The 23,868-nt window shown below is 62.8% G+C and carries 21 protein-coding genes; 15 read left to right on the plus strand and 6 right to left on the minus strand.

What is annotated here, in order from left to right; translation table 11 throughout:
• The first annotated feature begins 29 nt into the window (after positions 1-29).
• The 3 genes from A9D60_RS09220 (at position 30) to A9D60_RS09230 (ending at position 2,646) form a co-directional block, all read left to right on the plus strand.
• A complete protein-coding gene (locus A9D60_RS09220; RefSeq protein ID WP_065267294.1) occupies positions 30-938 on the plus strand; it encodes a PfkB family carbohydrate kinase in 909 nt (302 codons plus the stop codon).
• The gene (locus A9D60_RS09225; RefSeq protein ID WP_065267295.1) at positions 935-1,849 is read left to right on the plus strand and encodes a pseudouridine-5'-phosphate glycosidase; all 915 of its coding nucleotides are present in this window, start codon (positions 935-937) and stop codon (positions 1,847-1,849) included. The genes A9D60_RS09220 and A9D60_RS09225 overlap by 4 nt, the downstream gene beginning before the upstream one ends.
• An 80-nt stretch (positions 1,850-1,929) precedes the next feature.
• On the plus strand, positions 1,930-2,646 hold the full coding sequence (locus A9D60_RS09230) for a DUF502 domain-containing protein (protein ID WP_039183274.1): 717 nt from the start codon (positions 1,930-1,932) through the stop codon (positions 2,644-2,646).
• On the opposite strand, the gene A9D60_RS09235 is transcribed toward A9D60_RS09230, so the two are convergent.
• Both A9D60_RS09235 and A9D60_RS09240 read right to left on the minus strand, forming a co-directional pair.
• The gene (locus tag A9D60_RS09235; RefSeq protein ID WP_065267296.1) at positions 2,643-3,671 is read right to left on the minus strand and encodes a patatin-like phospholipase family protein; all 1,029 of its coding nucleotides are present in this window, start codon (positions 3,669-3,671) and stop codon (positions 2,643-2,645) included. The genes A9D60_RS09230 and A9D60_RS09235 overlap by 4 nt on opposite strands.
• Positions 3,672-3,771: 100 nt before the next feature.
• On the minus strand, positions 3,772-4,545 hold the full coding sequence (locus A9D60_RS09240; RefSeq protein ID WP_065267297.1) for a 3-hydroxybutyrate dehydrogenase: 774 nt from the start codon (positions 4,543-4,545) through the stop codon (positions 3,772-3,774).
• A gap of 427 nt (positions 4,546-4,972) precedes the next feature.
• On the opposite strand from A9D60_RS09240, the gene A9D60_RS09245 reads away from it, so the two are divergent.
• The 5 genes from A9D60_RS09245 to A9D60_RS09265 all read left to right on the plus strand — a co-directional run bounded on the left by A9D60_RS09245 (position 4,973) and on the right by A9D60_RS09265 (position 9,106).
• Positions 4,973-6,688, plus strand: coding sequence for an extracellular solute-binding protein (locus A9D60_RS09245; protein ID WP_254656656.1), 1,716 nt, complete (start codon positions 4,973-4,975; stop codon positions 6,686-6,688).
• A gap of 73 nt (positions 6,689-6,761) precedes the next feature.
• A complete protein-coding gene (locus tag A9D60_RS09250; protein ID WP_065267299.1) occupies positions 6,762-7,595 on the plus strand; it encodes an arsenate reductase/protein-tyrosine-phosphatase family protein in 834 nt (277 codons plus the stop codon).
• 20 nt (positions 7,596-7,615) lie between these two features.
• Complete coding sequence (locus tag A9D60_RS09255; RefSeq protein WP_065267300.1) at positions 7,616-8,092, plus strand: arsenate reductase ArsC; 477 nt, start codon at positions 7,616-7,618, stop codon at positions 8,090-8,092.
• Positions 8,089-8,745 carry an aquaporin gene (locus tag A9D60_RS09260; protein ID WP_065267301.1) on the plus strand — a complete coding sequence of 219 codons (657 nt, stop codon included), beginning with the start codon at positions 8,089-8,091 and terminating at the stop codon, positions 8,743-8,745. The genes A9D60_RS09255 and A9D60_RS09260 overlap by 4 nt, the downstream gene beginning before the upstream one ends.
• 130 nt (positions 8,746-8,875) lie before the next feature.
• Positions 8,876-9,106, plus strand: a complete 231-nt coding sequence (locus tag A9D60_RS09265) for a hypothetical protein (RefSeq protein ID WP_039183293.1) — start codon at positions 8,876-8,878, stop codon at positions 9,104-9,106.
• A gap of 9 nt (positions 9,107-9,115) precedes the next feature.
• On the opposite strand, the gene A9D60_RS09270 is transcribed toward A9D60_RS09265, so the two are convergent.
• A complete protein-coding gene (locus A9D60_RS09270; protein ID WP_039145837.1) occupies positions 9,116-9,739 on the minus strand; it encodes a helix-turn-helix domain-containing protein in 624 nt (207 codons plus the stop codon).
• A 64-nt stretch (positions 9,740-9,803) separates the two neighbouring features.
• Here A9D60_RS09270 and A9D60_RS09275 point away from each other — a divergent pair, with 64 nt between their 5' ends.
• From A9D60_RS09275 to A9D60_RS09295, 5 genes are all read left to right on the plus strand, one after another.
• Positions 9,804-11,309, plus strand: a complete 1,506-nt coding sequence (locus A9D60_RS09275; RefSeq protein ID WP_065267302.1) for a class I adenylate-forming enzyme family protein — start codon at positions 9,804-9,806, stop codon at positions 11,307-11,309.
• Positions 11,306-11,971: a DsbA family oxidoreductase gene (locus tag A9D60_RS09280; RefSeq protein ID WP_065267303.1), complete on the plus strand. Its 666-nt coding sequence runs from the start codon at positions 11,306-11,308 to the stop codon at positions 11,969-11,971. The genes A9D60_RS09275 and A9D60_RS09280 overlap by 4 nt, the downstream gene beginning before the upstream one ends.
• Positions 11,972-12,124: 153 nt before the next feature.
• Positions 12,125-13,348, plus strand: coding sequence for a multidrug effflux MFS transporter (locus A9D60_RS09285; protein ID WP_065267304.1), 1,224 nt, complete (start codon positions 12,125-12,127; stop codon positions 13,346-13,348).
• A gap of 59 nt (positions 13,349-13,407) precedes the next feature.
• Positions 13,408-15,081 (plus strand): tetratricopeptide repeat protein, encoded by a 1,674-nt coding sequence (locus A9D60_RS09290; protein ID WP_065267305.1) that lies wholly within the window; start codon positions 13,408-13,410, stop codon positions 15,079-15,081.
• 63 nt (positions 15,082-15,144) lie between these two features.
• The gene (locus tag A9D60_RS09295) at positions 15,145-16,893 is read left to right on the plus strand and encodes an adenylate/guanylate cyclase domain-containing protein (RefSeq protein ID WP_065267306.1); all 1,749 of its coding nucleotides are present in this window, start codon (positions 15,145-15,147) and stop codon (positions 16,891-16,893) included.
• Here the strand turns inward: A9D60_RS09295 and mfd are convergent.
• Both mfd and A9D60_RS09305 read right to left on the minus strand, forming a co-directional pair.
• Complete coding sequence (gene mfd, locus A9D60_RS09300) at positions 16,890-20,342, minus strand: transcription-repair coupling factor (protein WP_065267307.1); 3,453 nt, start codon at positions 20,340-20,342, stop codon at positions 16,890-16,892. The genes A9D60_RS09295 and mfd overlap by 4 nt on opposite strands.
• Positions 20,343-20,378: 36 nt before the next feature.
• The gene (locus tag A9D60_RS09305) at positions 20,379-20,903 is read right to left on the minus strand and encodes a component of SufBCD complex (RefSeq protein ID WP_065267308.1); all 525 of its coding nucleotides are present in this window, start codon (positions 20,901-20,903) and stop codon (positions 20,379-20,381) included.
• Positions 20,904-21,087: 184 nt separating this feature from the next.
• On the opposite strand from A9D60_RS09305, the gene hemB reads away from it, so the two are divergent.
• Together hemB and A9D60_RS09315 are read left to right on the plus strand one after the other, a co-directional pair.
• Positions 21,088-22,086, plus strand: a complete 999-nt coding sequence (gene hemB, locus A9D60_RS09310) for a porphobilinogen synthase (protein WP_065267309.1) — start codon at positions 21,088-21,090, stop codon at positions 22,084-22,086.
• A 152-nt stretch (positions 22,087-22,238) separates the two neighbouring features.
• Positions 22,239-22,814, plus strand: a complete 576-nt coding sequence (locus A9D60_RS09315; protein ID WP_065267310.1) for a YSC84-related protein — start codon at positions 22,239-22,241, stop codon at positions 22,812-22,814.
• A 101-nt stretch (positions 22,815-22,915) separates the two neighbouring features.
• On the opposite strand, the gene A9D60_RS09320 is transcribed toward A9D60_RS09315, so the two are convergent.
• Positions 22,916-23,821 carry an NAD(P)-dependent oxidoreductase gene (locus tag A9D60_RS09320; RefSeq protein ID WP_302621842.1) on the minus strand — a complete coding sequence of 302 codons (906 nt, stop codon included), beginning with the start codon at positions 23,819-23,821 and terminating at the stop codon, positions 22,916-22,918.
• Between the last annotated feature and the right edge of the window lie 47 nt (positions 23,822-23,868).

The following is a 23,868-nucleotide window of genomic DNA, read 5'->3' on the forward strand; positions in this document are numbered from 1 at the left end:
AGGCCTGCCAAAGGCGGCAATAGGTCTTTATGACACAAGCCCCTACCCCCCAAACACCCGCCATCCTGTGCATCGGGTCGGTCCTGTGGGACATCATCGGACGCTGCACCAGTGAAATGCAGCGCGGATCGGACATGCCCGGGCGCATCACCCGGCTGCCCGGCGGCGTTGCCATGAACATCGCCATGACCCTGTCGCGCTTTGGCATGAAGCCGGCGCTGCTGACCGCCGTCGGCCGCGACGCCGAAGGCGACGAGCTGATCCACGCCTGCGGCCACTTCGGCCTGATCACCGATCACATCTACCGCTCCGAGGATCTGCCCACCGACCGCTACATGGCCGTAGAGGGCGCCAACGGTTTGATTGCTGCGATTGCCGATGCGCATTCGCTGGAGGCTGCGGGCGACAAGATCCTTCGGCCGCTGTCCGATGGATCGCTCGGCACCGCAGACGCACCCTATCAGGGCCAGGTGGCGCTGGACGGCAACCTGACCCTGTCGCTGCTGGATGACATCGTTGCCAGCCCCGCTTTTGCCAAGGCTGACCTGCGCGTGGCGCCTGCGTCGCCGGGCAAGGCGGAACGGTTGCGCCCCTTCCTGACCCGCACCCGCGGCACGCTTTATGTGAACCTGGAAGAGGCCGGCATCCTGTGCCAGGCGGAATTCACCGACAGCGAAACCGCCGCCACGGCGATGCTGGACCGCGGCGCCGCGCGGGTTCTGGTAACCGATGGCGGTTCATCCGCCACTGTGGCGGATGCCGAGGGCACCATCACCCTTGTGCCGCCCCGCGTCACCGTCGCCCGGGTCACCGGCGCAGGCGATACTTTCATGGCCGCCCATATCGTTGCCGAGGCACGGGGCGAAGACCGCAAGGCCGCTTTGGCCTCAGCCCTCAAGGCTGCGGCAACTTACGTTTCAGGAGAACCCCCGCTTTGATCGACATTCAGTATTCGTCCGAAGTTCTGGCTGCAAAGGCCGATGGACAGGCCATCGTTGCGTTGGAAAGCACCATTATTACCCACGGCATGCCCTATCCGCAGAATGTCGAGGTCGCCGCACAGGTGGAGCAGGACATCCGCGATGCCGGCGCCGTGCCTGCCACCATGGCGGTGATCGACGGCGTGCTGCATGTGGGGCTGGAGCCCGAACAGCTGCAGGCGCTGGGACAGGCCAAGGGTGTAGCAAAAATCTCGCGCGCCGATATGCCCGCCTGCATCGCAACTGGCGGCACCGGTGCGACCACCGTAGCAGCCACCATGATTGCGGCGCGGCTGGCAGGGATTTCCGTCTTTGCCACCGGCGGCATCGGCGGCGTGCACAAAGGGGCTGAGACCTCTTTCGACATTTCCGCCGACCTGATGGAGCTGGCGCAGACCCCGGTCACCGTTGTCGCTGCAGGCGCCAAGGCGATCCTGGACCTGCCGAAGACCCTGGAAGTGCTGGAAACCCAGGGTGTGCCGGTGATTGCCTACGGGCAGGACAGCTTCCCCGCGTTCTGGTCGGCCCAGTCGGATCTGAAGGCACCGCTGCGCATGGACACCCCTGCTGATATCGCCCGTGCCCACGCCACCCGTCAGGCCATGGACCTGCCCGGCGGCCAGCTGGTGGCCAACCCTATCCCGGCAGACGCCCAGATCGCGGCAGAAGACCTGGCCCCGGTCATCGCCCAGGCCCAGTCCGAAGCAGATGCACAGGGCGTTGCGGGCAAAGATGTGACCCCCTTCCTGCTGAGCCGTATTTTTGAGCTGACTGAAGGCCGCTCACTCACCGCGAACATCGCACTGGTGCGCAACAACGCGCGGCTGGCGGCAAAGATCGCACAGGAACTCAACAATCTCGCACAATGAGTTGATTTTTGGGGCGGAAACCATTGCTCCGCCCCAAAACAGTGCCTAGGTTCCACGCGGAATTCCTGGAAAACTGATCTATGACCACGCCATTCGACGAAGAACCCCAACGCCGCCGCGGCCTGTTCGCCAGCCTGCGGGCCTCCTTCTTTACAGGCATCGTCGTGATCGCGCCGGTGGGGCTGACCATCTGGCTGCTTTGGTCGGTGATGGGCTGGATCGACAGTGTTGTGCTGCCGCTGGTGCCGCACACCTTCCGCCCTGAGCAGTATATCGGCATCAACCTGCGCGGCGTCGGGCTGATCATCTTCCTGCTGTTCACCATTATCGTCGGCTGGATTGCCAAGGGCATCATCGGCCGCTCTCTGATCACTTTTGCCGAAAGCCTGGTGGACCGGATGCCGGTGGTGCGGACGGTCTATTCCGGCATCAAGCAGATTTCCGAGACGGTTTTTGCCCAGTCCGAGCGCAGCTTTGAAAAGGCCTGCCTGGTGCAATATCCGCGCAAGGGCATCTGGGCGATCGGCTTTATTTCCACCTATGCCAAGGGTGAGATCGCCAAGCGGGCCGAAACCAGCGGCGGGCTGGTCAGCGTCTTCCTTCCGACCACGCCCAACCCCACGTCCGGTTTCCTGCTGTTTGTGCCAGAGGAGGATGTGATTGAGCTGGACATGACCGTTGAGGACTCCGCCAAGCTGGTTATCTCTGCAGGTCTGGTCTACCCGAACCCCAAGGACCCCACCAAGCCGGTGGAAAACGGCAAGAAACCGAAAGTCCTGGAAAAGGAAGACGCTTAACCGAACATCGCCGGCAGATCGGCAGAGGACCGCACGCCGAGGTTCTCACGGTCCCGCGCCAGGAACCCCTCGGCCGCGTCCCGTCCTGCCTGTTTCAGCCGCGCCAGGATCTGCGGCACCGGAAACAGCTTGGTGGTGACCGACAGCTGCGTCATCAGATCATCATCAGCGATCATGTGCACCCGTACCTCTTTCATCCGCCCCTGCTGAATGGTGCCGTCGGCCAGCAGCCGCTGCACGAAATTGATCGCCCGCAGTTCCCGCAGCAGCGAGGAGTTGAAGCTGATCTCGTTCACCCGGTTGCGGATCTGCTGCGGCGTCTTCGGGATCTCGCTGCGCTCCAGCGGGTTGATGTTGACGATCACCACATCGCCGGGCAGCGCGTCGCGGAACAGAGGAAACAGCGCCGGGTTGCCAGTGTAGCCGCCGTCCCAATAGGCCTCCATCCGGCCGGTTTCCGGGTCCTCGATCTCCACCGCCTGGAACAAGTCCGGCAGGCAGGCAGAGGCCAGAACGGCGTCGGTGCTGATCTCTTCCCCCTCGAAGATACGGATCTTGCCGGTCCGCACGCAGGTTGCGCAGATGAACAGCTCCGGGCCTCCGCCGGCGCAGACCTCGGCAAAATTGAACTGCTCCACCACCTCGCGCAGCGGGTTTTTGTAGAACGGCCCGTAGTGATAGGGGGAGATCACCTGGCTGAGGCTTTCCAGCGGCGAAAACGGCATCGCGGCCTCCAGCGCGCCCGCCCATGCCACCGCGTCAAACCGCGTGAGCCAATGATTGAACCGCATGTCGCCCACGGCGCCCATCCGCGCCCAGAGCGCGTCCAGCGCGGCCTTAGCGCCTGCGCGCCCTTCCTGCACCATCCCGGCCTTGAAGGCGGCCCCGTTCAGCGCCCCGGCGGAGGTTCCGGTGATACCCGCGACCTCGATCTTCTCGTCCTCCAGCAGCCGGTCGAGCACACCCCAAGTGAACGCCCCATGCGCGCCGCCGCCCTGCAGGGCCAGATTAATCCGTACCGTCAAACGCCACCTGCCTCTTTCACCTTTGTGAAAATACTCCGGGGGTGAATTGCCCCGTCGGGGCAAGAGGGGGCGGCCCCCCTCCCGCCGTCACCGCACGCGTTTACAGCGCGGTCCAGCCGCCATCGACGCTGAGGGTAGTACCGGTGATCTGCGCCGCTGCGTCCGAACACAGGAACACTGCGGTGCCTCCCAACTGCTCCACCGTGGCGAACTCTCGGCTTGGCTGGCGTTCCAGCATCACCTTCTTGATCACCTCTTCCCGGCCCATGCCGTATTTCTCCATGGTGTCGGGGATCTGCGCCTCCACCAGCGGCGTCAGCACATAACCGGGGCAGATTGCATTGCAGGTGATCGGCTCCTCGGCGGTTTCCAGTGCCACCGTTTTGGTCATGCCCACCACCCCGTGCTTGGCAGCCACATAGGCGGCTTTGTAGGGCGACGCGGTCAACCCGTGCGCTGACGCAATGTTTACGATCCGGCCCCAGCCTGCGGCACGCATCCTGGGCAGTGCTGCCGCCATGGTGTGGAAGTTGGAGTTCATGTTGATGGCGATGATCGCATCCCATTTTTCCTGCGGAAACTCGTCGATCGGCGACACATGCTGGATGCCCGCGTTGTTCACCAGGATATCGCAGGCCCCGGCCTTCTCGATCAGCGCGCGGCAGTCGGCGCCCTTGGACATATCGGCCTGGACGTATTGGGCCTTGACGCTGAACTCACGGGCGAGTTCTGCTGCCAGCGCGTGATCCTCTTCCCGGTCGGTAAAGGAGTTCAGCACAACATTGGCCCCTGCCCGTGCCAACTCGCGGGCCACCCCCAGGCCGATGCCTGAATTCGATCCGGTGATTACGGCAGTCTTTCCTTGCAAGGTCATCGCTCCCTACCTCATGGCTGATTGAAACTGCCGCCACTGTGCCATGCTGCAGATGCAAAAGAAACGCGTAAGACTACGGATGCCGCGGAGGTCATTCCTGCCAATTTCACCGCTTGCTAAAAGAGAAAACGGGCAGAAAAAAACGCCCGCACAAGGCGGGCGTTAGTTATTGAGGCAGGTTTCATACAGGCAAGAAACCTATCGAGCAGTGATCCCTTTATAAGCAATTTCCGGCTTTCGTCCAAGCTAAAAGTTTGAAAAGACGAAAAAGCGCACGTAGCGTGCGGAGGCAAGAAAATAAGGGCAGAGCGGGATTGTTGTGAATCAGCGAAAAGAAAATTTCCGGACTCTTCGCGCGGCACTGGCTGGAATCACCCTGGCAATTACCGCGAATTATGCGCAGGCAGAATCGGCCCATGGCATAGCTATGTACGGCGACCCCGCGCTGCCACCGGATTTTGTGTCTTTACCCTATGCGAACCCGGATGCACTGAAGGGCGGCAAGGTTGTGTTCGGCAATACCGGAGGTTTTGACAGCCTCAATCCGTTCACCCTTAAGGGGACCACTCCATGGCAGCTGAGGTTCTGGGGATACGAGAGTCTGATGGGCCGGTCGTGGGACGAGCCGTTCACCCTTTACGGTCTTCTGGCCGAATCGATTGAGGTGCCTGAGGACCGCTCCTGGGTCGAATTCACCCTGCGCGAGGAAGCCCGATTCTCTGACGGCAGCCCGGTCACTGTCGATGATGTGATCTGGTCCTACGAGACCTTGGGCACCAAGGGCCATCCGCGCTACCGCGGTTTCTGGACCAAGGTGGAAGCCATCGAACAGACCGGGCCTCGCAGCCTGCGGCTGACATTCAACGTAGAGGACCGCGAGCTTGCACTGATCGCCGGCCTGCGCCCGATCCTGCAGAAGGCGCAGTGGGAGGGACTGGAGTTCGGCACGGATGAAGTTAAGGGCGCGCCTGTTGGCACTGGCGCCTATGTCGTCAGTGCCTATGAGCCCGGCCGCTTTGTCATCCTCACCCGCAACCCGGACTATTGGGCCAAGGATCTGCCCCTGCGCCGCGGCACGGGGAACTTTGACGAGCTTCGCATCGACTTCTTTGGTGACGAGACTGTTCTGTTCGAGGCCTTCAAGGCGGGCGAGTTGAGCGCATTGCGCGAGTTCAACGCCGATAAATGGGACAGTGTTTACAGCTTCCCGGCAATCACCCGCGGCGATGTGGTCAAAAGCGAGATCCCGCATCAGCGGCCCTCCGGCATGACCGGGCTGGTAATGAACACCCGCCGCGCGCCGCTGGATGACTGGCGCGTGCGCGAGGCGCTGCTGCTGGCCTTCAACTTCGAGTACATCAACGGCACCGTGACCGGCGGCACCCAGCAGCGCATCACCTCCTATTTCTCCGGCTCCGAACTGGGCATGCGGCCCGGCCCGGCAGAGGGCAAGGTACGCGCGTTGCTGGAGCCTTTTGCGGAAGAGCTGCTGCCCGGCACGCTGGAGGGCTATACCCTGCCCCAGGGTGACGGCAGCAAGCGCAACCGCAGCAACCTGCGCAAGGCAATGAAACTGCTGGATGAGGCCGGCTGGACCGTCACTGATGGCGTGCTGCGCAATGCGGCGGGCACCGCGCTGGAGCTCAGTGTGCTGATCCGCCAGGGCGATGGCGAAATGAAGACGGTCACAGAAATCTATGCCCGCGCACTGGAGCGGCTGGGAATCACGCTGACGGCCGAAACAGTAGACAATGCACAGTACGCCGAACGGGAAAACGCCTATGACTTCGACCTCACCCGGTTCCGCCGGGAACTGTCGCTGAGCCCCGGCAACGAGCAGCGCTATTACTGGGGCAGCGACGGTGTGGATCAGCCCGGCAGCCGCAACCTGATGGGCATGGACAGCCCGGCGGCGGAGGCCTTGATCGACGCCATGCTGACCGCAACCGAGCCTGAGGATTTCACCGCTGCGGTGCGGGCGCTGGACCGGGTTCTGACCGCCGGGCGCTATGTCATCCCGTTCTGGAGCTTTGACACCGGCCGTATCGCACACATCAAGGAAATGCGGTTCCCGGACAGGCTGCCGATTTATGGCGACCGGACAGAGTTCATGCCGGACGTCTGGTGGTATCAGGCGGACTGACCTGCTGACGCAGCGCTGCAGCCGGCATTGAGACCTGTTGACAGCGGCTACTTATTTCCGTATTTCGCGAAATATGGAAATAGAGCTTTCTGATAAACTCGCCGCTCTGGCGCACCCGAAGCGGCTGGCGCTGTTCCGGCTGCTGATGCGCCGATACCCGGACGGCGTGCCGGCGGGTGAAATCGCGCAGGCGCTGGAGTTCAAGGCAAACACTGCCTCAGCTTACCTGTCTGCCCTAAAGCAGGCCGGCCTCATCACCCAGCAGCGCACCGGCACCTCGCTGATGTATTCCGCCGACCTGCCGGGCCTGCGCGGCATGTTCGACGGCCTTTTGACCGGCTGCTGCCGGAACCGGCCCGATATCTGTACCCCTGTCACCAGTGAAGTGGAAACCATGCCGACAATCGAACGCCCGTTTAATGTCCTGTTTATCTGTACTGGCAACTCTGCCCGCTCCCTGCTGGCCGAGGCCATTCTGAACAACGAAGGCGGCGGCAGGTTCCGCGCCTTTTCTGCCGGAACCCGCCCCTCGCCAGGGCCACGCCCTGAGGTGACAGCTCTTCTGAAGGCCAAGGAGATTGACACCAGCAGTCTGCGATCGAAGGACCTGGATGAATTTTCTGCGCCGGATGCGCCGCAGATGGATTTCATCTTCACCGTCTGCGACCACGCGGCAAACGAGGAATGCCCGGCCTGGCCCGGCCAGCCGATGAGCGCCCATTGGGGCCTGGCCGATCCGGTCAAGACCGAGGGCACCGATGCCGAACGCCGCCTCGCCTTCCAGCAGGCCTATGGGCTGCTCAGAAACAGGATCAGAGCCTTTGCGGCGCTGCCCTTTGAAACACTCGACCGCATGTCGCTTCAGCATCAGGTTGACGATATCGGCCGCCTGAACTCCCCCGACTGAAAAAATCACGGACACAACACATGAACATTCTGGTCCTTTGCACCGGCAATTCCGCGCGCTCCATCCTGCTGGAGTCGATCTTCAACACGCTGGGCGCAGGCCGCATCCGCGCCTATTCGGCGGGTTCCAACCCCACCGGCAAGGTGCATCCCCAGTCGCTGGTGCTGCTGGGGGAATTGGGCCATGACACCGCCGGCGCCCGTTCCAAGCGCTGGGACGAATTTGCAGGCGCAGAAGCGCCGGAGATGGATATGGTCATCACCGTCTGTGCCTCTGCCGCAGGCGAGACCTGCCCGGTCTGGCCCGGCGCGCCGGTGCGTGCCCATTGGGGGGTCGAGGACCCGGCGGCGGCAGATCAGCCGGAGTGGGACAAGGCCTTCCGCACCGCCTATATCACGCTGGAAAAGCGCGCCAAGGCGCTGCTTGAGCTGCCGATTGAAACCATGTCCTCCACCGAGCTCTCCCAGCAGCTAAAGCGGATCGGAGAGATCGCATGACCGGACAGAAACTGCTGGCCGAAGGGCTGGGCACCGCCATGCTGCTGGTCGGCGTAGTCGGTTCCGGAATCATGGCCGAGACCCTGGCGGACGGCAACGTGGCCCTGGCGCTTCTGGCCAATGCGATTGCCACGGGCTGCATGCTATATGCCATCATCACCACGCTGGGACCCATTTCCGGCGCCCATTTCAACCCGGCGGTGACGCTGGCATTTGCCCTGCGCGGCGAGCATTCCTGGAGCGCTGTCGCCCCTTATGTCCTAGTGCAGATCGGCGGCGGCATCCTCGGCGTATGGGCCTGCCATGTGATGTTCGACCTTGCAATCCTGCAAAGCTCGGCCACCATGCACCGCACCGGCACCGCGCAGTGGTTCTCCGAGATCCTGGCCACATTCGGCCTCTTGTTCGTGATCTTCGGCGGCTTGCGCTCACGCCCCGAAGCGGTGCCTGCACTGGTCGGCCTCTATATCACAGGCGCCTATTGGTTCACCTCCTCGACCAGCTTTGCCAACCCCGCTGTCACCATAGCGCGCGGCTTCAGCGACACCTTTGCGGGCATCTATCCGGGTCACATCCCGATGTTCATCCTGATGCAGCTCGCCGCAGTTGGCATTGGCCACCTGATGCTGCCAAGGCTGTTTGCACCGCGCTGACAACCAGCAGAAATCCGCTTACTGATACCGCCCCAAGCCGGCACCTTGGGGCGGACGTTACAAAATCTCACAAAAAGTGTTACGATAGGGGTCCGAAAACCATAATCCGTTTGTCAGGGAGTGCCCCCCAATGCCTGTACAAGCAGCAGCTGCCAGCTGGATTGACAGGATGCCCCGCATCAAACAGCGCTTTCCTCACCTGAAAGCCAGCAACGCGCCATCCCTATTGGATGACCGGGACAAATTCGTGGCTTATCTGGCCCGCACCCACCACCTCACCTTGAATGAAGCCAAGGAAGAAGTGGACGATTTCCTGTATATCGAAAGCCTTCTGAGAGAGTTGGACGGGCGCAAGCACTAGCCCGGAAAATCAGGCCAGCGACGTCACCCAGAGGATCGTTGCGTCCTCGGGGCTGACGGAAATCACGTTGTGGCCCATCGCCGCGTCATAATAGGCGCTGTCGCCGCGGCGCATCTCCACCGGCTCATAGAATTCCGTATAAAGCTTGACCACGCCGGTCAGCACATAAAGGAATTCCTCGCCGTCATGGCGCACCCACCCGTCAAATTCTTCCATTGACCGTGCCCGCACCCGTGCACGGTACGGCAGCATCTGCTTGCGCGTCAGCCCGTCGGCCAGCAGTTCGTGCTCATAGGTCGCGGTGGCGTGCGCTGAACCGTCGCCGGATTTGGTCACCGTCATCCGGCCGTTCACCTGATCCCGCTGCGGCGGCGTGAACAGCTGCGGGATCGAGATCTCCAAGCCCTCGGCCAGCTTCTTCAACGCCTCATAAGTCGGTGACATCTGGCCGTTTTCGATTTTCGACAGGGTCGAGCGCGCCAGCCCGGCCTGATTGGCCGCATGTTCCAGCGTCCAATCGCGCGCTTTCCGCAACTCGCGCACGCGGGCGCCCAGGTCCAGGGGTTCGGCTTGATCGTCACCGCCGTTGGCGCGGGCGATTGTGATCAGGGATTTCGGATCGCGGCTTTTCATGAGGACTCTATAAGCCGCACCTGCGCGCCTTGCAACGCAGGACAGTGCAGGCTAGCCATTTGCCATGCTGTCGGTTTTTGATCAGGGGCCGTTTGCGCCCTGCCCTTCGCCCTTCAATCTTGCAGCCCATGTGCTGCGCCATGCCGCGCGGCTGGCAGACAAGACCGCGCTGTCGGTGCTTGACGGCGAAGGCTGCGATGATTGGAGCTATGCCCAGCTTGAGGCCGCCGTGCGCGGTACCGGCGCCGGGCTCCTGCAGGCAGGCTTGAAACCCGGCGACGCCGTGCTGATGCGGCTGGGGAACACAGTGGAGTTTCCGATCGCCTATCTCGGCGCCATCGCTGCCGGTCTGGTTCCGGTGCCGACCTCCTCGCAGCTGACCGAAGCCGAAACCGCGCGGATGCTTTCGGATCTTCAGCCCGCGGCCGTGCTGCGGGATCCGGCTGTTGCCTGTGCGAGTCACCCGCGCCAGATCAGCACGGCGGAACTGCTGGCGATGCATGAACTGCCTCCTTGTGAGTACGCCTTTGGCAACCCGGAGCAGCTTGCCTATGTGGTTTACACGTCCGGCACCAGCGGAAATCCGCGTGCCGTAGCACACGCCCACAGGGCTGTCTGGGCACGGCAGATGATGGTGGACGGCTGGTACGGACTGCGCGAGGATGACCGGCTGCTGCATGCCGGCGCTTTCAACTGGACCTACACCCTGGGTACCGGGCTGATGGACCCTTGGGCGGCAGGCGCCACCGCGCTGATCCCGGCCCCCGGCACGCCGCTGGAGGACCTGCCTGCCCTGCTGAAGAAACACCGCGCTACGATTTTTGCCGCGGCCCCTGGCGTCTACCGGAAATTCCTGCGCGGCGGTGCTTTGAACTTGCCGGACTTGCGGCACGGGCTTTGCGCAGGTGAAAAGCTCTCACGCCATCTTCACGAAGCCTGGGAAGCCGCATCCGGCTGCAGCCTTTTTGAGGCTTTCGGAATGTCGGAATGCTCGACCTTTATCTCCTCCTCGCCCGCGCACCCGGCGCAGGATGGCGCTTTGGGGCAGCCGCAGCCGGGCCGCAGGGTTGCGATTGTCGGCACGGAAGGTCCGGTTCCCGTCGATGAGGAAGGCACCATCGCCATCCACCGCTCCGACCCCGGCCTGATGCTGGGCTATCTGGGTGCGCCGGAGGAAACTGCTGCCCGCTATCAGGGCGACTGGTTCCTGACAGGCGATCAGGGAGTGATGTCTGCGGACGGCCAGATCCGCTATCTGGGCCGTAGCGATGACATGATGAATGCCGGCGGCTACCGGGTGTCGCCGATTGAGGTTGAGACCGCCTTGGCCGCCCATCCCGGTATCACCCAGACCGGGGCTGCCGCGGTGGAGGTGAAGGAAGACACTTATATCATCGCCGCCTTCTATACAGGTCCCGAAGAGTTGAAGACCGAAGACCTGCAGGCCTTTGCATCCCAGCGCCTGGCCCGCTACAAGCAGCCCCGCGCATACGTCCACTTGGACGCGCTGCCCACCGGCGCCAATGGAAAACTGCTGCGCCGCGCCCTGCCCGCCCTGTTCAAAGGATGACCCAAATGCCCGCCGTCAAGCTCGACATCCTGTCCGACCCGATCTGCCCCTGGTGCTATATCGGCAAGACCCATCTGGACAAGGCGCTGGCGGAGGTGCCGGACCATCCGTTTGTCATTGAATGGCACCCGTTCCAGCTGAACCCTGACATGCCGCGCGAGGGCATGGACCGGCGCGAATACCTGGAGCGCAAGTTCGGCGGCAAAGAGGGCGCGGTGAAGGCCTATGCGCCAGTGGTGGAGCACGCCGAGAAGGCCGGGCTGACAATCAATTTCGAAGCGATGAAGCGCACCCCGAACACGCTGGACGCACACCGCCTGATCCATTGGGCCGGGGTCGAGGGCAAGCAGACGCAGGTTGTGGATGCGCTGTTCAAAGCCTACTTCGTGGACGCCCGGGACATTGGCGACCACGCCGTCCTGGCGGACGTCGCGCAAGAGGCAGGCATGGAGGCGGATGTTGCCGCCCGCCTGCTGGAAGGCGACAGCGATGTGCAAGCCATCCGCGAACGCGACGCCCATTCCCGCAAGATGGGCGTGAGTTCAGTGCCGACCTTCATCGTTGCAAATCAGCACGCGGTGCCGGGCGCCCAGCCGCCGGAACTGTGGAAGCAGGCGATCGAAGACATCCTGCAGCAGATAAAAGCCGCCGGGACCGAGTAAGCCGCCGCGAACTGCTTAGCATCGCAACTATGCACAGATTCCTGTGCAGCCGGGCGCTGGCCCGGCTGACGCAATTGTGATAGCGGATGCGGACGGCTCCCAGACCGGCCCCGATCCCCGGGGGACCGCCTGCAGTGCCGCCCGAGGTTTCAAATGTCACAATCTCCCGCCCATGGCATGGCCAAGGCTGAGTTCATCGCTCTGATTGCGATGATGTTCGCCACCATCGCGCTGTCGATCGACGCCATGCTGCCTGCCCTGCCGGAAATCGGCCAGACGCTCAGCCCGGACAACATCAACCGGGCGCAGCTGGTGCTGACCTCCTTTGTTCTTGGCATGGGGCTTGGAACTTTCTTCACCGGCCCGCTGTCGGATGCATTCGGCCGCAAGCCGGTCGTGGCCGCGGGCTGCGCCCTTTATGTCCTCGCCGCGCTGACCGCCTGGCTGTCACCGTCGCTGGAGGTATTGCTGATCTCGCGCGTGCTGATGGGGATTGGTGCTGCAGGCCCGCGGATTGTGGGGGTGGCCGTTGTGCGCGACCTTTATTCAGGCCGTGAAATGGCGCGGCTGATGTCGATTGCCATGATGATCTTCATGATTGTACCGGCCATTGCCCCCTTGATGGGCGCAGGCATCATCGCGCTGTCCGGCTGGCGCGCGATCTTCCTGCTGTTTGCCTTGTTTGCAGCGATCATTGTGCTGTGGACCAGCCTCCGCCTGCCGGAGACGCTGGCCGTAAACGACCGCCGAGCCTTTCGCGCGCCACTGCTGATGGCCGCGGTCAAGGAGATGCTGACCCACCCCACAGTCCGCCTGTCGATCATGGTGCAGACGCTGTGCCTGGGCATGCTGTTCACCATGCTGACCATGGTGCAGCCGGTCTATGACATCATCTTTGGCCGCGCCGAAAGCTTTCCCTTCTGGTTCGGGCTGGTTGCGGTGATCTCCGGCACCGCCAGCCTGCTGAACGCCGCCATCGTGGTCCGCATCGGTATGCGCCGTATCGTCACCGTATCTCTGGCCGCCCAGATTGTGATCACTGGTGGCATGCTGCTGGTCAGCGGCTGGAGCCTGCCGGACCCGTGGATGTTCGGCCTGTTTGTGGCCTGGCAGGCCAGCGTGTTCTTCATGGTCGGCACAACCGTCGGCAACCTCAACGCCATGGCGATGGAGCCGATGGGACATATCGCCGGCATGGCCGCTTCGGTCATCGGCGCGATCTCGACCGTTCTGGCAGCAGCTATCGCTGCACCTGTCGGGCTGCTGTTTGACGGCTCGCTGGTGCCGCTGGCAGCAGGCCTGCTGATCATGGCCTGCATCGCCTTCCTGCTGATGCTGCAAATGGCCAAAGCCGAGGCACGGCTGCCCGCCGAATAACGGCCTTGTCCGGATAACGCCCCCTGCCTAACCTTCCCCTGCAAAGGGGGAGGTTCTTCATGGGCTACGACTACGATCTTGGCAGCTACTCCTGCCCGGTGACCACGGCTTCGTCTGAGGCCCAGCTCTGGTTCGACCGGGGACTGGTCTGGACCTATGGCTACAATCACGAGGAAGCCATCGCCTGCTTCCGCCGCGCGCTGGAACACGACCCGGACTGCGCCATGGCCCATTGGGGCGTCGCCTATGCGGCGGGTCCGAATTACAACCTGCCTTGGGACCTGCGCGACGCCAAGAGCCGCGCCGAAGCGCTGGCGGAGGCCTATGACGCGGCGCAATCCGCCCTAGACTGCGCCGAAGGCTGCACGGAAGCTGAACAACTCCTGATCCGCGCCATCCAGACCCGGTATCCGCAGCGCGAACCTGGTGAGGACATGCATGCCTGGGACTATGATTTTGCCGAGGCGATGCGCGCGGCCTTTGCCGCCTGCCCGGATCATCTGGACCTGCGCACAGTTTATGCCGAGAGCCTGCTGAACCTGACGCCCTGGAAAATGTGGGACCTGAAAACCGGTGAACCCGCCGAGGGGGCAGCCACGCTGGAAGCACAAGAAGTGCTTGAAGAAGCGATGGAGAGTGACAAGGGCGCCATGCAACATCCCGGCCTGCTTCATCTTTATGTGCACCTGATGGAGATGTCGCCGGTGCCCGAAAAGGCGCTGAAGGCTGCGGATGCCCTGCGCACATTGGTGCCGGATGCGGGCCACCTGGTGCATATGCCGACCCATATCGACATGCTTTGCGGCGACTACCGCAGTGTTGTTCACTGGAACCAGAAGGCGATCGAGGCGGACCTGAAATTCTATGCGCGCGAAGGCGCCTTCAACATTTACACGGGCTACCGCCAGCATAACTACCATTTCGTCATCTACGGGGCGATGTTCCTGGGCCAGTTTGAACCGGCGCTGGCGGCCAATCAGGGCATTCTGGACACCACCCCGCCGGAAATGCTGCTGGTCGAAAGCCCGCCCATTGCGGACTTCTTTGAAAGCTACCTGGCAATGCACCCGCATATTCTGGTCCGCTTCGGGTGCTGGGATGAGGCGATGGCGCTGGAGCTGCCCGAGGATCAGCAGCTTTACTGCACGCTGACCGCCAATACCCATTACGCCCGCGCCATTGCCTTTGCCGCAACCGGTCGCGTGGCAGAGGCCGAGGCAGAGGAGCAAGAGTTCCTGGCCGCCAAGGCGCGGGTGCCGATTTCCCGGCGGCTGCACAACAACAAGGTCGTTGACCTGCTTGAAATTGCGACGGAAATGCTGCGCGGAGAGATCGAATACCGCAAAGAAAATTATGACGCGGCCTTTACCCATCTGCGCCGCTCGGCAGAGCTGGACGACAATCTGCCTTATGATGAGCCTTGGGGCTGGATGCAGCCAACCCGCCACGCGCTGGGGGCGCTGCTGTTCGAACAGGGGCACGCTGAAGAAGCCGAGGCCGTCTACCGCGCTGACCTCGGGCTGGACGGCACCCTGTCGCGCGCCTCAATCCATCCCGGCAATATCTGGAGCCTGAAAGGGCTGCACGACTGCCTGAAGGCACGCGGCGAAACTGTTGAAATCAGGCATATTAAACAGCAACTGGACCTGGCGCTGGCGCGTGCGGACCGCACCGTCGGCGCGTCCTGCTTCTGCGCTCAGGCGGCAATGCCATCAAGCCCCTGCTGCGGCTGACTCTGAAGTGACGCGGTAAACTACTGCTGGCGCGGGCTGGCACCATTCAGTACCGTGAATGTTATGGATGCCTATCAGACATTCCGGAGGCTGGCCGCAATCATGGCGGTTGATGTCGTTGGCTATTCCCGGCTCATGGCCGAAGATGAAACCGCGACACTTGAAGCCTTGAAAGTTCATCGTGAGACCCTCTTGGCGCCAGCACTGGCACAGCACGGCGGACGGCTGGTGAAACTGATGGGAGACGGCGCACTGGCAGAGTTCCCAAGTGTGGTTGATGCTGTCAATTGCGCCGTGGAAATACAGCAGAGCTGCAATCAGGCACCTGCAGCAGATCCAGCCATCGTCCTTCGCATCGGCATCAACCTGGGTGATATTATTCTCCAGGAAGACGATATCTACGGCGATGGCGTCAACATCGCCGCCCGGCTGGAGCCCCTGGCGGAACCGGGCGGTATTTGCGTGTCTTCCATCGTCAAGGAAAGCCTCGGCAGCCGGATTGAAATCCCCTTTGCCGATGGCGGGCAGGTTCAGGTCAAGAACATAAAGCAGCCGCTGCATATATGGCACTGGCATCCTGATGCGGTGCGTGTCAGCCCACCAATCCAATCATTGCCGGCTCCGGCCAAGTCGGTGGCGGTCCTGCCCTTCGACAACATGTCCGGAGATACGGAGCAGGAGTTTTTCTCCGACGGGATCAGCGAAGACATCATCACCGACCTCTCCAAGGTCTCAGGCCTGACCGTCATCGCCCGCAATTCCAGCTTTGCTTACAAGGGCAAGGCCGTGGACGTGCGCAGCGTCGGACGGGATTTGGGGGTCGGCGCTGTTCTGGAGGGCAGCGTGCGGCGCGCCGGAAACCGGGTGCGGATCAATGCCCAGCTGATCGAGACCGAAACCGGCGGGCACCTCTGGGCGGACCGCTACGACCGTGAACTCACCGACATTTTTGACGTTCAGGATGAGGTGACGCTGCGCATCGTCGAAGCGCTCAAGGTTAAGCTAACCCCTGCGGAAACTGCACAGATCACCGCCACCGCTCCCCGCAGCGCAGAAGCGCACGATCTGGTCTTGCGGGCACGCAGCCTGGTCCTGTCGCCGAATCTGACCGCGGAAAAATGCCAGCATGCCGAAAACTACTGCGACCAGGCACTTGCGCTCGACCCGCTGTCCGGGCGCGCCTTTGCGACCAAGGCCTTTGCCCGAATGCTGTCCTATTTCAACCGCTGGTCCAGTGAGACCAGCGAGGATCTGCGCTTGGCCGAAGATTACTCCCGGCGCGCCCTGGCTCTCTCGCCGGAAGCAGCAGATTGCCACCAGTCGGCAGCCCTGCTGGCACGCATCCGCAAGGATGTGGCAGGGGTGATGGAAGCAACCGGCAGGGCGTTGGAGATCAACCCGAATTACGCCTCTGCGATTTTCACCCGCGGCGACGTGAAACTGTTCTCGGGCCAGCCAGAGGAAAGCCTGCCTTTTATTGAACGGGCAATGCGGCTGGACCCTGCGTTTTCCCAGCAATACCTGCATTTTCTAGGCATGGCCCACCTGCTGCTAGGACATTTCGAGACTGCGGAGCTGATGTTCCGCGAACGGATCATGCTGGCTTCGCAAAGCGACGTCAGCCGCTGCATGCTGGCGGCGGCACTGGGACATCTTGGGAAGCACGAGGAAGCGCGCTCAATTTGGCAGGAACTGCTGCAGATCAACCCTGCCTACTCTCTTGATGAGCATCTGGCGCGGCTGCCGCTGACCCAAGACTGCGACATGAGTCCGGTCCGGGACGGGCTGGCCAAGGCCGGATTGCCGGCCTAGGCCTTGGCCTTCTTCTTCTCGGCCACGACCTTCTCTGCCAGGTCGCGGGCGATGGCAAAGGCGCCCTTGATCTTGTCGGCATCCTTTTTCCAGTCGCGGCGCACGACGATCTTGTTGTCCTTCACCTTGGCCAGACCGTTCTGACCCTGGATGAATTCCACCAGCCCCTGCGGCGAGGCGAATTTGTCGTTGTGGAATTGGATCGTCGCACCTTTCGGGCCGCCGTCCATCTTGGCGATACCTGCGCGTTTGCACATCGCCTTGATGCGCACCACCAGCATCAGCGTGTTCACTTCCTTGGGCAGCTTGCCGAAGCGGTCGATCAGCTCCGCGGCAAAGCCCTCCAGCTCCACCTTGGTCGACAGCGACGACAGGCGGCGGTAGAGGCCCAGGCGCACATCCAGATCCGGCACGTAATCCTCGGGGATCAGCACCGGAACGCCCAGGTTGATCTGCGGCGCCCATTGCTCGTCGGCGTCCGACAGGCCTTCCATCTCGCCCGCCTTGATCTTGGCAATCGCCTCTTCCAGCATCGACTGGTACAGCTCATAGCCGACATCGCGCATCTGGCCCGATTGCTCCTCGCCCAGAAGGTTGCCGGCGCCCCGGATGTCAAGGTCTTGCGAGGCAAGCGTAAAGCCTGCGCCGAGGGTGTCGAGTGAGCCCAGAACCCGCAGCCGCTTCTCTGCCGCCGGGGTCAGCCGCTGGCGCGGTTTGGTGGTAAGGTAGGCATAGGCGCGGGTCTTGGAGCGGCCCACCCGGCCCCGGATCTGGTAGAGCTGCGAAAGGCCGAACATGTCGGCGCGGTGCACCACCATCGTGTTGGCGGTCGGAATGTCCAAGCCGCTTTCCACAATTGTCGTTGCCAGCAGCACATCGTATTTGCCGTCATAGAAGGCATTCATCCGGTCGTCGAGTTCCCCCGCCGCCATCTGCCCGTGTGCCACCACGTAAGAGAGCTCCGGCAACTGCGCCTTCAGGAACTCCTCGACATCCGGCAGATCAGTGATGCGCGGCACCACATAAAAACTCTGGCCGCCGCGGTAGTGCTCGCGCAACAGAGCCTCGCGGATGGTGACGCTGTCGAATTCGCTTACATAGGTGCGGATCGCCAGCCGGTCCACAGGGGGCGTTCCGATGATCGAGAGGTCGCGTACCCCGGTCAGGCTGAGCTGCAAGGTGCGCGGGATCGGCGTGGCCGTCAGGGTCAGCACATGAATGTCACTGCGCAACTGTTTCAGCCGCTCCTTATGTGCAACGCCGAAGTGCTGTTCCTCGTCGATGATCAAGAGGCCAAGGTTCTGGAACTTGATGTTCTTGGCCAGTACAGCATGGGTGCCGACCACGATGTCGACAGTGCCCTTGGCCAGTCCTTCGCGGGTCTGGCTGGCTTCCTTCGTGCTAACAAAGCGCGACAACTGCCTGACTTGCAGGGGAAACCCGCGGAAACGCTCAGCAAAGGACGCGGCATGCTGGCGGGCCAGCAGCGTGGTTGGCGCAACCACCGCCACCTGCAGGCCGGACATCGCCGCGACAAAGGCCGCGCGCATCGCCACCTCTGTTTTGCCAAAGCCGACGTCGCCGCAGATCAGCCGGTCCATCGGCTGGCCGGAATGCAGATCCTCCATCACGTCCTCGATTGCGCGCAGCTGATCGTCGGTCTCCTGATAGGGGAAACGGGCGGAGAACTCCTCCCAGGCGTGCGGCGGCGGGTCCATCACCGGTGCCTTGCGCAGGGCGCGCTCCGCCGCGATGCGGATCAGCTTGTCCGCCATCTCGCGGATGCGTTCCTTGAGCTTGGCCTTCTTGGCCTGCCAGGCACCGCCGCCAAGCCGGTCCAAGAGCCCCTCCTCATGGCCGTATTTCGACAGAAGCTCGATGTTCTCGACCGGCAGGTACAGCTTGGACTGTTCGGCGTATTCCAGCAGGATGCATTCATGCGCCGCACCCGCCGCGGTAACCACTTCCAGCCCCTTGTAGCGGCCGATGCCGTGGTCCACATGCACCACCAGGTCGCCGGGGCTGAGCGACTGGGTTTCGGTCAGGAAGTTCTCTGCCTTGCGGCGTTTCTTCGGCGCCCGGATCAGCCGGTCACCCAGCACGTCCTGCTCAGCGATCACCGTCATATCCGGGGCTTCAAACCCGTGCTCCAGCGCCCAGACCGCCAGGTGCAGGCCGGATTTACCGATGCGGGTGCCGTCCATCACCGGGATGGCTTCGGCCAGGCCTTCATCCTCGATCAGCCCGGTCAGACGTTCCCGCGCGCCTTCAGAGTAGGAGGCAATAAGGACCGGACCCTCTTGCATCCGCACCTTTATGTGCGCCGCCAAGGCTCCGAAAAGGCTGATGTTTTCCTGCTGTCGCTCCGGTGCAAAATTGCGCCCGATGCGCCCGCCAGCATCCGCCACGCCGGGGCCGGAGGCCTGCGGCAGCGGATGGAACTGCACGACGCGCATATCCGCAACCGCCGCCTCCCAAGCCGCATCGTCCAGATACAGCAAGCCCGGCGGCGTCGGTTTATAGACGGTATCGATCCGCCCTTTTTGCTCCAGCGCGTGCTTGCGGGTGCCGTACTGGTCCTCGATGCTGTCCCAGCGTGCCAGCCGTGCGGGCGTCAGCTGGTCGTCCAGCGTGACGGTCGCCTGCGGCAGGTAATCGAACAGTGTCTCCAGTTTTTCATGGAAGAACGGCAGCCAATGCTCGATCCCCTGGTGCTTGCGGCCCGCACTGACCGCTTCATAGAGCGGGTCATCGGTGCCCGCCGCGCCGAACTCAATCCGGTAATTCTGGCGGAACCGGGTGATCGCCGCCTCATCTAGGATCACCTCGGATACCGGTGCCAGCTCAACCACTTCCAGTTTCTCGGTGGTGCGCTGGGTGGCCGGATCAAACCGGCGGGCGCCGTCCAGCACATCGCCGAACAGGTCCAGCCGCACCGGGCCGCTTTCGCCGGGCGGGAAGATGTCGATGATGCCGCCGCGAATGGCATAGTCGCCCGGCTCCATCACCGTCGAGCTTTGGGAAAAGCCCATACGGACCAGGAAGTTGCGCAGCGCCTCTTCATCCACGCGCTGATCGACGCATGCGGTAAAAGCCGCCTCGCGCAGCACCTCCCGCGCAGGCACCCGCTGGCTGGCGGCATTGAGCGTGGTCAGCAGCACAAACTGGCTGGGCATCTGATGCACCAGCGCCGCCAGCGTGGCCATCCGCGCCGCGGAGATGTCCGCATTCGGCGACACCCGGTCATACGGCAGACAGTCCCAGCCCGGAAACACGAACACCGGCATGTCCGGCGCAAAGAAGGCCAATGCCGCCCGCATCGCCTCCATCCGCTTGTCATCGCGCGCCACATGCAGCACCGGCGCGCCGGATTTCTGCACTTCCTTGAGGATCAGCCGGGCATCATACCCTTCAGGGGCGCCGCCCATGGTGATTGCGCGCTGTGCCATGCGGTTTCCTTTCCGGGTTCGCTGAAACCCTGCCCCTCAGCCCAAGGCGCCGATCGAGAGGTTCTGGTACATCCCCCAGAAGGCGGTCACAAGAATTGAGATTGACCCCACAAACTGGATGCAGAGCCGGCACATGGCCAGCCGCTTGCACAGGTCCTCGCCCAAAGCCCCGTCCCGTGCAATCCGGCGTGCCGTGAAATAGCTGATGACACCGACAAAGGACATCGGGAAGGCGAGCAGGAATACAGCCTGGGCGAATTCCATCAGGAAGACAAAGCCCAGCGTCGCCAGGGCAGACAGCAGGAAGCAGGCCAGCGCCACCAGCCAGGGGCCGGATACTTCGGCAATATAGAGGAGCCGGTTCACGTTGACGCGGACCATGTCCTCCAGGTCCTGTTCCGCCTGTCCCCCGCGGCGGCGTGCCCGCTGAACCATATCAAACGGAACACCCAGAACCCTGTGGCTGGCAGAGGACCACATCACTGCCAGTGCAATCCAGTACCAGAGATTGGAAAACGACCGAAGGTCAATCATCTCATAGAGGATTTGAAACAGATCCACTCCAGCCCCCATCTTGCCGCTGCCGGCCCTTTGGGCCTGTTTTATGTAACTGGCCCTATATCAACCGGGAAACGCCCGCAGGCAAGCCCGCAGAGCGCACAAGTTTCCGGGCGCGGCGAATGTGCCTCTTGTTCCCGGGGCAGCTTCCATGCCACCCATGGGCGAGCCAAAACGAGAGACCGCCATGAAGCCCACCGTCGCGCCCTTTCCCGCCGCCCGCCTGCGCCGCACCCGTGCCAGCCAGGCAATCCGCAATCTGGTGCAGGAAAACACTCTGACACCATCCGATTTCATCTGGCCGGTGTTTGTCCGCGACGGCGAAGGCGTGGAAGAGCCCATTGCCTCGATGCCCGGCGTGATGCGCCGCTCGGTGGACAAGATTACCGAGGCCGCAGTTGAAGCCCAGGCGCTGGGTATTCCGGCGATCTGCCTGTTTCCCTACACCGATGCCTCGCTCAAGACCCAGGACTGTGCCGAGGCCTGGAACCCGGACAACCTGACCAACCGTGCCATCCGCGCCATCAAGGATGCAGCGCCTGATATCGCCGTGATGACCGACGTGGCGCTGGATCCCTACAATATCAACGGCCACGACGGCTATGTGGTGGATGGCGAGATCGTCAATGACGCCACTGTCGAGGCGCTGGTCAAGATGACCCTGGCCCAGGCAGACGCCGGCGCTGACATCATCGGCCCCTCCGACATGATGGACGGCCGCGTTGGTGCCATGCGGACGGCCTTGGAACAGGCAGGCCACCACAATGTGGCGATCCTGTCATACTCGGCCAAATACGCCTCAGCCTATTACGGGCCGTTCCGCGACGCAGTCGGGGCTTCCGGCGCGCTGAAAGGCGACAAGAAAACTTATCAGATGGACCCGGCCAACAGCGACGAAGCCCTGCGGCTGATCGAACGCGACCTGATGGAAGGCGCCGATATGGTCATGGTGAAGCCCGGCATCGCCTATCTGGACATCTGTCACCGGGTGAAATCCGCCTTCGGCGTACCGACCTACGCCTATCAGGTCTCCGGCGAATACGCGATGATCCAGGCCGCGGCGCAGAATGGCTGGGTCGACGGCGAAAAGGTGATGATGGAAAGCCTGATGGCCTTCAAACGCGCGGGCTGCAACGGCATCCTCACTTATTTCGCCCCCGCCGCAGCGCGCCTGCTGAACGGCTGATACCGCCGCCCCGGGCCACGCTGGATCACTTCAGCGGGAAGCCGCCAATATCTGCCTTTGCAGCGGATGACAGGCAGCGGTTTTCCGCGTATAACCCTGGCCAGAGCCGGATCGAACCGGCCTTGGAGCAATTCATTACAGGCACCTGAAAAATGAGCGATAATTCCTCTACCCGCATGACCCGCCGCGGTTTTGCCCTGACCGCTTTGGCCGGTGCAGGCGTGACTGCCGCCTGCGGCAACGGCGTCGGCAACACCAACGCCGCAACCATCGACGCCCGTGTCGATGCCACGCTGAACCATATGTACAACCAGTACCCGAACACCCGCACCCTGGCGGACAAGGCAGCCGGCATGCTGGTGATGCCGCTGGTGACTGAGGCCGGATTTGTCTTTGGCGGCGCCTACGGCCGCGGCGCCTTGCGGATCAATGATGTGACCGTCGATTACTACGCCACCTACAAGGGCAACGCCGGCTTCCAGATCGGGGCCCAGCAGTACGCCCATGTGCTGTTCTTCATGACCCAGGACGCGCTGGCAGACTTCCGCCGCTCGCAGGGCTGGGCGGCTGGCGCGGATGCCGAGTTTGTCATCATGAACGAAGGCGAGTCGCTGAGAGCCGATACCAACACCCTGACCTCACCTGTTCTGGCCGTGGTCTTTGCTCAGGCAGGCCTGCGTGTCGGCGCCACCCTGGAAGGCACCAAATACACCCGTATCATTCCCTAAGAGAACGGGATGGAGGCGGCAGGATCCGCCTCCTCATCTGGCTGGAAATGTCCCCGCCGGAGACATGGCCTTTCCAATTGGAAAGGCCATTTTCATTTGCCTCAGCCGTCCAGCTTGCGCAGCCTTTTGAACAGCGACGAGGTGTCCCAGCGCCCGCCGCCCATCTTCTGCACGTCCTTGTAGAACTGATCGACCAGCGCCGTCACCGGCAGGCTGGCGCCGGTCTCATCCGCTGCGTCCAGGCAGATGCCCAGGTCCTTGCGCATCCAGTCCACCGCAAAGCCATGCTCGAAATGATCGTCCAGCATGGTCTCGTAGCGGTTCGCCATCTGCCAGCTGCCTGCTGCGCCCTGGCTGATCACCTCCACCACCGCGCGCCCGTCGAGGCCGGCCTTTTCTGCAAAATGCAGCGCCTCGCTCAGGCCCTGCACGAGGCCCGCGATGGCGATCTGGTTGCACATCTTGGTCATCTGGCCGGCGCCGCTGCCGCCGATGCGGCGGCAGATGCGGGCGTAGGCGTCTATCACCGGCTCAGCGCGGGCATAGGCGTCTTCATCACCGCCGCACATGACGGACAGAACGCCATTCTCCGCCCCCGCCTGCCCCCCGGAGATCGGGGCATCGACAAAAGCGATCCCCTGCTCCGCCGCAGCACCGTAAAGCTCGCGCGTGACTTTGGCCGAAACCGTGGTGTGATCGGTAAAGACCGTGCCCTTGGCCATGCCGGCAAACGCCCCGTCAGCGCCCATGCAGACCGAGCGCAGATCGTCGTCATTGCCGACGCAGGCCATCACGAACTCCGCGCCCGATGCCGCCGCACGCGGGGTCGCCGCAAAATGGCCGCCATGCTCCTTGGCCCAGGCCTTGGCCTTGGTTTCGGTGCGGTTGTAGACGGTGACCTCATGGCCTGCGGCCTGCAGGTGCCCGGCCATCGGATAGCCCATGACGCCAAGCCCCAGAAACGCGATTTTTGCCATCTGCTTTTCCCCTGATCTGTCTTCGCATATGTTGGCGCCAACCCTACCACCGCCGCCGCGGGGCGCAATCTGCCATG

It is taken from the genome of Leisingera sp. JC1 (assembly GCF_001679925.1).
GTDB lineage: Bacteria > Pseudomonadota > Alphaproteobacteria > Rhodobacterales > Rhodobacteraceae > Leisingera.